This is a genomic window from Micromonospora sp. 4G55 (assembly GCF_016803375.1).
Genome location: NZ_JAEVHN010000141.1, coordinates 1 through 12,047, shown reverse-complemented (window position 1 = coordinate 12,047; position 12,047 = coordinate 1). Strand labels below are relative to the sequence as shown.

General features: G+C 74.6%; 10 protein-coding genes and 2 pseudogenes. 9 read left to right on the top strand and 3 right to left on the bottom strand.

Annotation, left to right across the window (positions count from 1 at the left end):
• Positions 1 to 351: 351 nt before the first annotated feature.
• The 4 genes and pseudogenes from JNW89_RS36750 to JNW89_RS14340 all read left to right on the top strand — a co-directional run.
• A pseudogene (locus tag JNW89_RS36750) lies at positions 352 to 882 on the top strand (AMP-binding protein); the annotation flags it as partial.
• A 94-nt stretch (positions 883 to 976) separates the two neighbouring features.
• Positions 977 to 2,122 (top strand): AMP-binding protein, encoded by a 1,146-nt coding sequence (locus tag JNW89_RS36745; protein WP_309139985.1) that lies wholly within the window; start codon positions 977 to 979, stop codon positions 2,120 to 2,122.
• Positions 2,112 to 2,366, top strand: coding sequence for a glutaredoxin family protein (locus JNW89_RS14345; RefSeq protein WP_088960139.1), 255 nt, complete (start codon positions 2,112 to 2,114; stop codon positions 2,364 to 2,366). The genes JNW89_RS36745 and JNW89_RS14345 overlap by 11 nt, the downstream gene beginning before the upstream one ends.
• Positions 2,367 to 2,385: 19 nt before the next feature.
• Positions 2,386 to 3,036 (top strand): HAD family hydrolase, encoded by a 651-nt coding sequence (locus JNW89_RS14340; protein WP_238449317.1) that lies wholly within the window; start codon positions 2,386 to 2,388, stop codon positions 3,034 to 3,036.
• 21 nt (positions 3,037 to 3,057) lie between these two features.
• Here JNW89_RS14340 and JNW89_RS14335 read toward each other — a convergent pair whose 3' ends face one another.
• Positions 3,058 to 3,711, bottom strand: a complete 654-nt coding sequence (locus tag JNW89_RS14335) for a response regulator transcription factor (protein WP_088960141.1) — start codon at positions 3,709 to 3,711, stop codon at positions 3,058 to 3,060.
• Between the two features lie 36 nt (positions 3,712 to 3,747).
• Entirely contained in the window at positions 3,748 to 5,034 is a 1,287-nt protein-coding gene (locus JNW89_RS14330) for a sensor histidine kinase (RefSeq protein ID WP_238449316.1), read from the bottom strand.
• Positions 5,035 to 5,465: 431 nt separating this feature from the next.
• Here JNW89_RS14330 and JNW89_RS14325 point away from each other — a divergent pair, with 431 nt between their 5' ends.
• From JNW89_RS14325 to hemB, 5 genes and pseudogenes are all read left to right on the top strand, one after another.
• Positions 5,466 to 6,236, top strand: coding sequence for a redox-sensing transcriptional repressor Rex (locus JNW89_RS14325; protein WP_238449315.1), 771 nt, complete (start codon positions 5,466 to 5,468; stop codon positions 6,234 to 6,236).
• Positions 6,233 to 7,536 (top strand): annotated as a pseudogene (locus JNW89_RS14320) (glutamyl-tRNA reductase); the annotation flags it as partial. The gene JNW89_RS14325 and the pseudogene JNW89_RS14320, both read left to right, overlap by 4 nt.
• 61 nt (positions 7,537 to 7,597) lie before the next feature.
• Positions 7,598 to 8,566 (top strand): hydroxymethylbilane synthase, encoded by a 969-nt coding sequence (gene hemC, locus JNW89_RS14315; RefSeq protein ID WP_238449314.1) that lies wholly within the window; start codon positions 7,598 to 7,600, stop codon positions 8,564 to 8,566.
• Positions 8,563 to 10,143 (top strand): uroporphyrinogen-III synthase, encoded by a 1,581-nt coding sequence (locus tag JNW89_RS14310; RefSeq protein WP_238449313.1) that lies wholly within the window; start codon positions 8,563 to 8,565, stop codon positions 10,141 to 10,143. Before hemC ends, JNW89_RS14310 begins: the two co-directional genes overlap by 4 nt.
• Positions 10,144 to 10,155: 12 nt before the next feature.
• On the top strand, positions 10,156 to 11,139 hold the full coding sequence (hemB, locus tag JNW89_RS14305; protein WP_238449312.1) for a porphobilinogen synthase: 984 nt from the start codon (positions 10,156 to 10,158) through the stop codon (positions 11,137 to 11,139).
• On the opposite strand, the gene JNW89_RS14300 is transcribed toward hemB, so the two are convergent.
• Positions 11,133 to 12,047: hypothetical protein (locus tag JNW89_RS14300; protein WP_238449311.1), on the bottom strand; the 915-nt coding region annotated here is incomplete at its 5' end. The genes hemB and JNW89_RS14300 overlap by 7 nt on opposite strands.

The window sequence follows — 12,047 nt, the reverse complement described above, 5'->3', positions numbered from 1 at the left end:
TCAGGCCGGCGGGCCGCTCCGCGTAGCCGAAGGTGGTCACCGCGCCTCCCCGGTCCGCGCGCCGGCCGGCCGGGCGGTGCGGCGACGGGTCGCCACGGCGTCCGGTTCGCCTCGGGCGGGCAGGGTCGCACAGGGGTGTGCCGACGTGCGGCAGATCCCCCTGAGGTGCTGGTCCAATGCGCTCACAGGCACGGGGGCCTCCTCGGGCTGAGGGGTGTCGACTCACGGCAAATGGGGTGAGCCGACCCGAGTGATGATAGGGCCAACGTCACCCGCGCGTGGCAAGTCCGTTACACAGGGCCAAAGTATTTCCCGCCCCGTCGCACAGATGGCGGACCGGTTGTCCGTCGTGTGCGGTTGACTTTCACGTCGCGCCTTGATCCCGAGTGGAAAGTCCAGGTCGGAGCGGAAGTGAACCGCCTTCGGCGTGTCGGCGTGTCGTCGGACGGGCGGCGTGCCCCCCGGCGCAAGCATGGTCCCTCGAGGGCTGCTGTGCCAGACTCAGCGACCGTGCAGGATGCCACCGACAGCTCCGCGCCCGACCTCGTCGACCGGCTCCGCCGGGTGGCCGCCGACCACGGCGACCGACCCGCGCTGCACTGGCGCGAGCAGACCCTGACCTGGTCCGAACTGGACGCCCGGGTGAGCGCCGTGGCCCGGGCCCTGGCCGCCGCCGTGCCGGTCGCGCCGACGAACCCGCCGGCGCGGGTGGCGATCGCGTTGCCGAACACGCCGGACTTCGTGGTGGCCTACCTCGCCACGCTGCGCGCCGGGCTGGTCGCGGTGCCGGTCAACCCCGGCCTCACCGCCCGGGAGCTGCGGCACGTGCTCGCCGATTCCGGCGCGACGCTGCTCTGCGGCACCGAGGCCGTCCGGGACCGGCTGGCCGATCTCGAGCTGCCGGCGCTCATCGCCGTGTACACCACCCTGCCCGAGGAGGCGGGGGAGCCGCCGGCGCGAACCGGCGCGACCTCGCGTGCTGCTCTACACCTCGGGCACCGAGGGGCAGCCCAAGGGCGCCATGCTGCCGCACCGGGCGCTGGCCGCCAACCAGGACCAAGTGGGCCGGATCTCCCCGCCGGTGGTCGGGCCCGGGGACACCGTGCTGCTCGCGCTGCCGCTGTTCCACGCGTACGGGCTGAACACGGGGCTGGGCGCGGTGATCCACCACGGCGCGACCGGGGTGCTGGTCGACGAGCTCGGCCCCGGCTGCGCGCTCGACGAGATCGCCCGGCACCGGGTCAGCGTGCTGGTCGGCGTACCGTCGATGTTCCTGGCCTGGTCCACGGCGGACGCCGACGCGGTCGTCGCGGCGATGGCGTCGGTGCGGGTCGCGGTCTGCGGCGCGGCGCCGCTGGACCCGGCCGCCGCGGCGCGCTTCACCGAGGTCACCGGGCATCCGGTGCACGTCGGGTACGGACTGACCGAGACCGCCCCGGTGCTCACCACCACCCTGGTCGGCGGCGAGCCGAAGCCCGGCTCGATCGGCCGGCCGCTGCCCGGCGTCGAGCTGCGCCTGGTCGGCGGCGACGGGACCGACCTGTGGCGCGACGGCGTCGCCGAGCCGGACGACGACCCCGACGACGACCCGTGGCTCGCCGACTCCTCGCCCGGCACCGATCCCGGCCAGATCGTGGTCCGCGGGGCGAACCTGTTCGCCGGCTACTGGCCGGACGGCCGGGGCGGCCCGGACGCGGACGGCTGGTGGGCCACCGGCGACGTCGCCTACGCCGACGACGACGGGGACCTGTTCCTGGTCGACCGGTTGGGCGAGCTGATCCTGGTCAACGGTTTCAACGTCTACCCGCGCGAGGTCGAGCTGGTGCTCGAGGCGCACCCGGGGGTGGTCGGCTCGGCCGTCCTGGGTGTGCCGCACCCGCGCACGGGTGAGACTGTGCGGGCGTACGTGGTGCCGGCGCCGGGGCGTCCGGTCACCGGCGAGGAGCTGCTCGCCCACTGCGCGCGTAACCTGGCCCGGTTCAAGTGCCCGACCGCCGTCGAGTTCGTCGACGAACTGCCGTACTCGGTGATCGGGAAGGTACGCAAGACCCAGCTGCGGTCGGCGCCGTCCCCGGCGACGCCGCCCCGGCCCCGACGCACGGAGGTCCCCGATGTCCAGTGACGCCCGGCTCACCCTGATCACCCGGCCCGGCTGCCACCTCTGCGAGGACGCCAAGGCCGCGCTGGACCGGGTGGTGGCGGTCACCGGCGACAAGTGGGTGGAGAAGGACGTCACCGGCGACGTCGAGCTGGAGCGGGACTACGGGGACCGGCTGCCGGTGGTGTTGCTCGACGGCAAGGAGCACGGCTACTGGCGGGTCGAGGAGGATCGGCTGCTGCGGGACCTGACCACGCCGCAGCTCTGAGGGCCCTTAGGCTGCTGCGATGACCCCTGCGCGCGACCACCTGGTGTGGGACTGGAACGGCACCCTGCTCAACGACCTCAGCCTGGTGGTGCAGGCCACCAACGTGGCCTTCGCCAGCGCCGGCGGCCCGTCGGTGACCGTCGACGAGCATCGGGTGCGGTTCCGCCGGCCGATCGTCGACTACTACGCCGAGATGCTGGGGCGGGCGGTCGACGCGGAGGCGTTCGGCGCGCTCGACCGGATCTTCCACGACGCGTACCGGGCCGGGCTGACCAGCTGCGCGCTGGCCGACGACGCGCTGGCGGCGATCGCCGCCTGGCCGGGCAGCCAGTCGCTGCTGTCGATGTGGTTCCACGACGAGCTGGTGCCGACCGTGCACACCTACGGCCTGACCCCGCACTTCGCCCGGGTGGACGGGCTGCGCGCCACGGTCGGCGGCGGCCACAAGGCGGAGTGGCTGGAGAAGCACCTGGCCGAGCTGGGGCTGGCCGGCGAGTCGGTGGTGCTGATCGGTGATTCGGTCGACGACGCGCACGCCGCGGAGAGCGTCGGCGCCCGCTGCGTCCTCTACACCGGCGGCCTCTCCGACCCCGCCGCCCTGCGCGCCACCCCGCACCCCACCGCCGACACCCTCACCGAAGCGGTGACCCTGGCCACCCGCCTCCCCTGATCCTGGCCGCCGCCGCCGGGGTCAGGCGCGGAGGTGGGCGAGGACGGCCAGGACCCGGCGGTGGTGGTCGGTGTCCGGCGGCAGGTGGAGCTTGGTGAAGATGTTGCGGACGTGCTTCTCCACCGCGCCGTCCGTGACCACCAGGGATTTCGCGATGGCGGCGTTGGACCGGCCCTCGGCCATCAGCGCCAGCACCTCCCGCTCGCGCGGGGTCAGCTCGCCCAGCGGGTCGTCCCGACGGCGCCGGACCAGCAGCTGGCCGACCACCTCCGGGTCGAGCACGGTGCCGCCGGCGGCCACCCGGGCCAGCGCGTCGAGGAACTCGTCGATCGCGGCCACCCGCTCCTTGAGCAGGTAGCCGATCCCGCCGCCGCCCCCGCCCGCGGTGGACAGCAGGTCGTCGGCGTACGAAACCTCGACGTACTGGGAGAGCACCAGGATCGGCGTACGGGGAACCAGCTCGCGGGCCCGGACGGCCGCGCGCAGCCCCTCGTCGGTGTGCGTGGGCGGCATCCGCACGTCCACGATCGAGACGTCCGGCCGGTGCGCCACCACCGCCTCCACCAGCGCCTCACCGTCCCCGACGGCGGCCACCACCTCGTGTCCCTGCTCGGTGAGCAGCCGGACCAGGCCCTCCCGGAGCAGTACGGCGTCGTCGGCGATCAGTACTCGCATGTCGCGGTGTCTACCACGTCCGGGCGGCTGTCGGGGTCACAGCGGCAGCACGGCCCGCACGATGGTCGGCCCGCCGACCGGGCTGTCCACCCGGAGCACGCCGCCGGCGGCGCGTACCCGGTCGGCGATGCCGGCAAGGCCGTGCCCCTTCGCCACGTGCGCACCACCGGCCCCGTCGTCACCGACGGTGACGTCGAGCTGGTCGTCGTGACGCTGCACGGTCACCGCGCAGCCGGTCGCGCCGCTGTGCTTGGCCACGTTGGTCAGCGCCTCGGCGACCACGAAGTAGGCGGTGCTCTCCACCAGCGGGTCGAGCCGGCCCTTCGGGTTGCCCAGCCGGTCGTCGAGGGTCAGGTCGACCGGCACCAGGCTGCGGCCGGCCAGGGCGGCCACCGCGCTGGGCAGGCCCCGGTCGACCAGCACCGGCGGCGCGATGCCCCGGGAGAGCGCCCGCAGCTCGGCCAGGGTGTCCCGGGTCTGGGCGATCGCCTCGTCCAGGGTCCGGGCGGCGGCCTGCGGGTCGGTGGCGAGCTGCTGCCGGGCCCGGCTCAGGTCCATCGCCAGCCGGACCAGTCGCTGCTGGGGGCCGTCGTGGATGTCCCGTTCCAGCCGGCGCAGCGCCGCCGCCTCGGCCGACACCGCCGCCCGCTTCTGCTCCTCCAGCACGGTGATCCGGTCGCGCATCTCGGCCACGCCGGTGAGCAGACCGCGCGCGAAGCCGGCCTGGAGCAGCGCGCAGCCGCGGACCACGATCGGCAGGGTGAGCAGGAAGATCAGGCCGATCGCGGTGTTCAGGCCGATCCGGGCCACCGGCCCGTCGCCGAGACCGAGCAGGTCGGCGAGGCTGCGGTCGTCCGGGCCGTAGGGGAGGGCCCAGTCGTACGCGGGGTAGAGGGTGCCGGCGAGCGCGACGACCCACCAGGCGACGGTGATGGCGAACGTGACGACCGCCACCACCGACCGGGCGATGCCGTGCGCCAGGTCGAGCCAGGACTGCCCGTCCCGGATCGGGGTGAAGATCCGTCGCCAGGCGCCGGCCGCCGGTGGCGGGGTCAGGTAGCGGGGGCGGATCCGGGGCATCCGGAGCACCGTGGGCAGCCGCAGCCGCTCCACGTCGGCCAGGCCGCGCGCGGTGTAGAGCGTGCCGGTCATGATCGGCAGGCCCACCACCAGCACCGCCAGCCCGACGCCGAGCGCGAGGCCGGCCGTCAGCACCACCAGGCCGAACAGCGCCAGGGGGAGGCCGAGCAGGACGTACCCGGTGTCGCGCATCAGCTGGCGGCTCACGCTCGGTACCGGCGTGACCGCGGTGGCGGTGGTCATGCTCCGAGGCTAGGGACGCCGGGCCCGGAATGCCCATCCGGCGGGCTGCCCCGTTCGGGGTCGGGTTGGCCCTACCGCCGGCCGGCGCCGCACGCCGGGCCCGGCCGGCCGCGCCGGGTGGGACGCTCCGGCGCTGGTGAGGGGTACGCCACGCCGTCGCCGGGCGTTGTGTGATTGGTCAGAGAAGTCGGGATTGAGCAATAATCGCCGAGCGGCGCCGGCCAAGGCCGCCGGATCGATCTTGCGGAATGGAGGGCCTGGTGGACGGGCGTCGCGAGTCAGCAAGATCGCGATTTGTGCACGTCTTCACAAGCGCCTACTCTGTAGTTCCGACGCGCCCCGCTAGCACGGCCGACACTCTCGGCCGCGAGCGGGGGTCCCGAAACGGCCGGGCACCGGAGCTGGCCGAGGATCGCACCGCACGGAGTCTCATGAGTCAGCACCGTCACCCTGGCGCGCCCGGCCGCGCCGGTGCCGTACCGGCGCTCCCGGATCTTCCGGAGGCGACCGTCGCGCGGCTCCCCGAGTACCTGCGCGCGCTGCACAACCTCGCCGAGAGCGGTCACGAGACCGTCTCCAGCGAGGGGCTGGCCAGCGCCGCCGGGGTCAACTCGGCCAAGCTCCGCAAGGACCTCTCCCACCTCGGCTCGTACGGCACCCGGGGCGTCGGCTACGACCTCGCGCTGCTGATCGAGCAGATCGAGTACGTGCTCGGGCTCACCCAGTGCCGGGCCGTCGCCCTGGTCGGCGTGGGTAATCTCGGTCACGCCCTGGCCGGCTACGACGGCTTCGCCAGCCGGGGCTTCCGGATCGCCGCGCTCTTCGACGCGGATCCGTCCCGGGTCGGTGAGGTGATCAACGGCCTGGTCGTGCAGCACGTCGACGACCTGGCCCGGGTGGCCGCCGAGGAGTCGATCTCGATCGGCGTGATCGCCACCCCGGCCTCGGCCGCCCAGCCGGTCGCCGATCAGCTCGTCGCCGTCGGCGTGACGAGCATCCTGAACTTCGCGCCGTGCGTACTCTCGGTGCCGGAGGGGGTCGACGTGCGCAAGGTCGACCTCGCCATCGAGCTGCAGATCCTGTCCTTCCACGAGCACCGCAAGGCGTCGCTGACCGCGCTCCCCGCCACCGGCGGGTCCGCCCTCACCGCTCTGCCCGGCGGGCTCGCGGCCACCGACACCCAGGAGGCGATCGGCACGTGAAACTGCTCGTCGTCGGCGCGTCCTACCGCACCGCCCCCGTCGCCACCCTGGAACAGCTGGCGGTCGCCCCCGCCGACCTCACCCGCACGCTGGACCGCCTGGTCGCCCAGCCGTACGTGGCCGAGGCGGTGCTGGTCTCCACCTGCAACCGGGTGGAGGTCTACGCCGCCGTGTCCGGTTTCCACGGCGGCCTCGGCGACATCTGCGCCGTCCTCGCCGAGCAGGCCGGCGCCCCGCCGGCGGCGCTGGCCAACCACCTCTACGTGCACTACGACGCCGCCGCGGTCGACCACGTCTTCCGGGTCGCCGCCGGGCTGGACTCGATGGTGGTCGGCGAGGCGCAGATCCTCGGCCAGCTGCGCGACGCGTACCACTGGGCGACCGGGGCCGACTCGGCCGGGCGGCTGCTGCACGAGCTGATGCAGCAGGCGCTGCGGGTGGGCAAGCGGGCGCACGCCGAGACGAACATCGATCGCGCCGGGCAGAGCGTGGTCACCGCCGCGCTGGACCTGGCCGCCGAGCACCTCGACGGCGACCTCTCCGGCCGCCCCGCCATGGTGGTCGGCGCGGGCGCGATGGGCGCGCTGGGCGTGGCGACGCTGTCCCGGCTGGGCGCCGGGCCGCTCACCGTCACCAACCGGGGGGCCGACCGGGCGGTACGCCTGGCCGAGTCGTACGGGGCGAACGCCGTGCCGATGGCCGAGCTCGTCGACGCGCTCTCCACAGTGGACATCGTAGTGGCCGCCACCGCGGCCACCGAGCCGGTCCTCACCCTCGACCGGGTCACCCGGGCGCTGGCCGGCCGCGACGCCGACCGGGGCCCGCTGGTCCTGCTCGACCTGGCCGTGCCGCGCGACGTCGAACCCGGGGTGGCCGAGCTGCCCGGCGTCGAGGTGATCGACATCGACCGGATGGCCGCGCTGCTCGCCGAGGGTCCGGCCGCCGCCGACGCCGCCGAGGTCGCCCGGATCGTCGCGGGCGAGGTCGAGTCGTTCCTGAGCTGGCTGCGCGGGGCCGACGTGGCGCCCACCGTGGCCGCGCTGCGGGGCCGCGCCGACGACGTCGTCACCGCCGAGCTGCGCCGCTCGCCCAGCGTCGCCCCGACTTCGACGACGACCAGCGCGCCGAGGTCGCCCGGACGGTGCACCGGGTGGTGCAGCGGCTGCTGCACCAGCCGACCGTGCGGGTCCGCCAGCTCGCCGCCGAGCCCGGCGGCGACCAGTACGCCGCCCTGCTGCGGGAGCTGTTCGACCTCCAGGTGCCGCAGACCTCGCCGGTCGACACCGTTCCCGACGTCGTCGAGAACGTCGACGCCGGCCCTCCTTCGACGTCGTCGACGTCCCGCCCACCGGAGGTGAGCGATGAGCACGCCCCTGCGCCTCGGTACCCGGGGCAGCACCCTGGCGATGGCCCAGTCCGGCCAGGTCGCCGAGGCCCTGACCGCGGCCACCGGCCGCGAGGTCGAGCTGGTCGAGGTGGTCACCGCCGGTGACCGCTCGTCGGCCCCGGTGCACCGGCTCGGCGTCGGCGTCTTCGTCTCCGCCCTGCGCGACGCGCTGATCGCCGGCACCATCGACCTCGCGGTGCACTCGTACAAGGACCTGCCCACCGCCACGGCGGCCGGGCTGCACATCGCGGCGGTGCCGCCCCGGCAGGACCCGCGCGACGCGCTGGTCGCCACGGGCGGTCGTACCCTCGCCGAGCTGCCGCCGGGCGCCGTGGTCGGCACCGGCGCGCTGCGCCGGATCGCCCAGCTGCACGCCCTCGGGCTGCAGCTGGAGGTCACCCCGATCCGCGGCAACGTGGACAGCCGCCTGCGGCGGGTGCTCGGCCCGGAGGCCGACCTCGACGCCGTCGTGCTGGCCCGGGCCGGCCTGGCCCGGATCGGCCGGGCCGACGTGATCACCGAAACGCTCGACCCGATGCTGATGCTGCCCGCGCCCGCCCAGGGCGCGCTGGCGGTGGAGTGCCGGGCCGACGACCACGACCTGGTCGAGCTGCTCGCGGTGCTCGACCACGCACCGTCCCGGGCCGCGGTCACCGCGGAACGGGCGTTCCTGGCCACCCTGGAGGCCGGATGCTCCGCTCCGGTCGCCGCCTACGCCGAACTCGCCGAGGGCGACGTCGGTGAAGAGATCTACCTGCGCGGGGCGGTGATCAGCCCGGACGGCACCCGAGACCTCCGGCTGTCCCGCACCGGTACGCCCGCCGACGCGGCGGAGATCGGCAAGGCACTCGCCGCCGAACTCCTCGAACTCGGCGCCGACTCGATCCTCGGCCACGAAGGACACACCGGCCCGGGGACCCAGCAATTTGGGAGCACAGAATGACCCGCACCCGTAAGCCCGTAGGCCGGATCGCGTTCGTCGGGGCCGGCCCCGGCGACCCGGGCCTGCTGACCCGCCGGGCGCACGACGCCCTGGTCGACGCCGACCAGGTGGTGTACGACCGGGGGGTCCCCGAGTCGCTGCTCGACGCCGTCCGCGCCCAGGCCAGGTCCGACGCCCAGTTCACGCCCGCCGAGGGTGTGCCGGGCGACGTGGCCAAGGTGCTCATCTCCGCCGCCCGTTCCGGGCTGAACGCGGTGCACCTGGTCGCCGGTGACCCGTTCGGCCACGACTCGGTGGTCAAGGAGGTGCAGGCGGTGGCGCGTACCGCCGCGCACTTCGAGGTGGTCCCGGGGGTCGGCCAGGCCGAGGGTGTCGCCACGTACGCCGGTGTTCCGCTGCCGGGCGTGCGCACCGCCGCCGACGTCGAGGACGTCAGCACGCTGGACTTCGACGCGCTGGCCGCGGCCGTCGGCCGGGGCTCGCTGGCCCTCGCGGTCGACGCGGGCGACCTCGCCGCCATCCGGGACGGCCTGCTGGCCGCCGGGGTGGACGGCACCACCGGCGTCGGGGTGACCGGCGACGGCACGGGTGAGACGCAGTACACCACCACGTCGACCGTGGACTCCTTCGTCGCGGCGGCGCTCGGCTTCACCGGCCGGGTCGTGCTCACCGTCGGTGAGGGCGTCGCCCAGCGCGACAAGCTGAGCTGGTGGGAGAACCGCCCGCTGTACGGCTGGAAGGTGCTGGTGCCCCGCACCAAGGAGCAGGCCGGCGCGATGAGCGCCCGGCTCCGCGCGTACGGGGCGATCCCGTGCGAGGTGCCGACCATCGCGGTCGAGCCGCCGCGCACCCCGGCCCAGATGGAGCGGGCGGTCAAGGGCCTGGTCGACGGCCGGTACGCCTGGGTGATCTTCACCTCGGTCAACGCCGTCCGGGCGGTCTGGGAGAAGTTCGCCGAGCACGGCCTGGACGCCCGCCACTTCGGCGGCGTCAAGATCGCCTGCATCGGCGAGGCCACCGCCGACGCGGTACGCGCCTTCGGCATCCAGCCGGAGCTGGTCCCGTCCGGGGATCAGTCCTCCGAGGGGCTGCTGGCCGAGTTCTCGCCGCACGACGAGATCCTCGACCCGGTGGGCCGGGTGCTGCTGCCGCGCGCCGACATCGCCACCGAGACGCTCGCCGCCGGGCTCACCGAGCGCGGCTGGGAGGTCGACGACGTGACGGCGTACCGGACCGTCCGGGCCGCCCCGCCGCCCGCCGAGATCCGGGACGCGATCAAGTCGGGCGGGTTCGACGCGGTGCTCTTCACCTCGTCCTCGACCGTCCGGAACCTGGTCGGTATCGCCGGGAAGCCGCACGCGCGTACCGTTGTTGCAGTCATCGGGCCCAAGACGGCGGAGACCGCGACGGAGTTCGGCCTGCGGGTCGACGTGCAGCCTGCGCACGCCTCGGTGCCCGACCTGGTGGAGGCGCTCGCCGCCTACGCCGTCGAGTTGCGCGAGAAGCTGGCCGCCATGCCGGCCAAGCAGCGCCGCGGCTCGAAGGTGCAGGGGCCGACCGCCCTGAGGTTCCGCTGACAGGAGGCTCCCGTGCCGTACCCCGAGATCCGGCCCCGCCGGCTGCGCCGTAACGCTGCCGTGCGGCGGCTGGTCTCCGAGACCCGCGTCGACCCGGCCGAGTTGGTCGTGCCGATGTTCGTCAAGGAGGGGCTGACCGAGCCACGGGCCATCGCGTCGCTCCCGGGGGTGCTCCAGCACTCCCGGGACTCGCTGCGCAAGGCCGCCGTCGAGGCGGTCCAGGCCGGGGTGGGCGGGATCATGCTCTTCGGGGTGCCGGCGTCGCGGGACGCGACCGGCTCCGGCGGCATCGACCCGGACGGCATCCTCAACGTCGCCATCCGGGACGTCGTCTCCGAGGTGGGCGACGCCACCGTGGTGATGAGCGACCTCTGCCTGGACGAGTTCACCTCGCACGGGCACTGCGGCCTGCTCACCCCGGACGGCGGCGTCGACAACGACGCCACCCTGGCCGCGTACGCCGAGATGGCGGTGGCCCAGGCCGCCGCCGGGGTCGGCGTGGTCGGGCCGTCCGGGATGATGGACGGCCAGGTCGGCGTGGTCCGCCGGGCCCTCGACGCCGCCGGTCACCAGGACGTCGCGGTGCTGGCGTACGCGGTGAAGTACGCCTCGGCCTTCTACGGCCCGTTCCGCGACGCCGTCGAGTCGGCGCTGGAGGGCGACCGCCGCACCTACCAGCAGGACCCGGCCAACCTGCGGGAGTCGCTGCGCGAGGTCGAGCTGGACGTCGCCGAGGGCGCCGACATGGTGATGGTCAAGCCGGCGCTGCCCTACCTCGACGTGGTCGCGGCGGTCCGGGCCGCGGTGGACGTCCCGGTCGCCGCCTACCAGGTCTCCGGCGAGTACGCGATGGTCGAGGCGGCCGCCGCGAACGGCTGGATCGACCGGGAGCGGGTGATCCTGGAGACGCTCACCTCGATCCGCCGGGCCGGCGCGCAGATCATCCTCACCTACTGGGCCGTCGAGGCCGCCCAGCTGCTCCGCCAGCGCTACTGAGCGCTCGCGGAGACGATCCGCATCACCTCGGGCACCTGGTAGACCCGGTCGGCGCCGGGCGGCACCTGCGCCCACACCGCGCGCACCGTCCGGTCGTCGTCCCAGGCGAGGCCGTACACCAGACCCGCGGTCGCCGGGTCCCGGGTGACCGTGCCGACCGGCACGTCGGCGACCTGCTTTCCGGTGGCGACGTCCCAGATCCCGAGTCGCTGCTCCCGGGTGTCGGCAGGCGTCCGGTGGACGGCGGCGAGGCTCCTGCCGTCCGGGGAGAGCACGAACTGGCAGCCCGGTCCGGTCTCCACCCGGCCGCGCCGTTCCCGGCCGGCCAGGTCGTACACGTCGATCAGGCAGACCGTCCGGGTGGCCTCGCTACGGACCGCGATCCGGCCGCCCGTCACCCGGACGTCCGGGCCGATCAGGTCCGACCCGACCACCGAGGAGCCGAGCACCACCTTCTCCACGCCGGTCGACAGGTCGCGGGCCACCACCCCGGAAGGTCGCACCAGGTAGACCGTCCGGTCGTCCGCGCCGACGACCCCGACGCGCTCCCCGGGAGCCTGGAGGCGCCACCGGCGTTCCCCGCCGCCCGGCTGCACCAGCACCAGGTCGATGGCGACCTTGTCGGGGTTCGGCCCGGTCGACCGCGGCCCGTCGACGCCCCGGCGCACCAGGCCGACCAGCCGGCCGTCCGGCAGCGCCGCGCCGAGTTCGAACCCCTCCGGTACTCGGTACGACACCGCCGACCCGTCCGGGCGCACCTCGGCCGCCGGAACCGCGGCCAGCCCGACCTTCGGTCGGTCCGACCCGTCCGGGACGAACCGACCGGTCCCGCTGATCACAAGCCGCTGTGCCACCCGGTCCGGCATCGGCGCGGGGGCCGGCGGTACCGGCCACGCCGGCGGGTGGTC

Excerpts from the sequence above, each read along its gene's own strand:
- JNW89_RS14340 (WP_238449317.1), top strand. The coding sequence starts at position 2,386 with ATGACCCCTGCGCGCGACCACCTGGTGTGGGACTGGAACGGCACCCTG.
- JNW89_RS14335 (WP_088960141.1), bottom strand. The coding sequence starts at position 3,711 with ATGCGAGTACTGATCGCCGACGACGCCGTACTGCTCCGGGAGGGCCTG.
- hemC (WP_238449314.1), top strand. The coding sequence starts at position 7,598 with ATGAGCACGCCCCTGCGCCTCGGTACCCGGGGCAGCACCCTGGCGATG.
- JNW89_RS14310 (WP_238449313.1), top strand. The coding sequence starts at position 8,563 with ATGACCCGCACCCGTAAGCCCGTAGGCCGGATCGCGTTCGTCGGGGCC.
- JNW89_RS14345 (WP_088960139.1), top strand. The coding sequence starts at position 2,112 with ATGTCCAGTGACGCCCGGCTCACCCTGATCACCCGGCCCGGCTGCCAC.
- JNW89_RS14325 (WP_238449315.1), top strand. The coding sequence starts at position 5,466 with ATGAGTCAGCACCGTCACCCTGGCGCGCCCGGCCGCGCCGGTGCCGTA.
- JNW89_RS14330 (WP_238449316.1), bottom strand. The coding sequence starts at position 5,034 with ATGACCACCGCCACCGCGGTCACGCCGGTACCGAGCGTGAGCCGCCAG.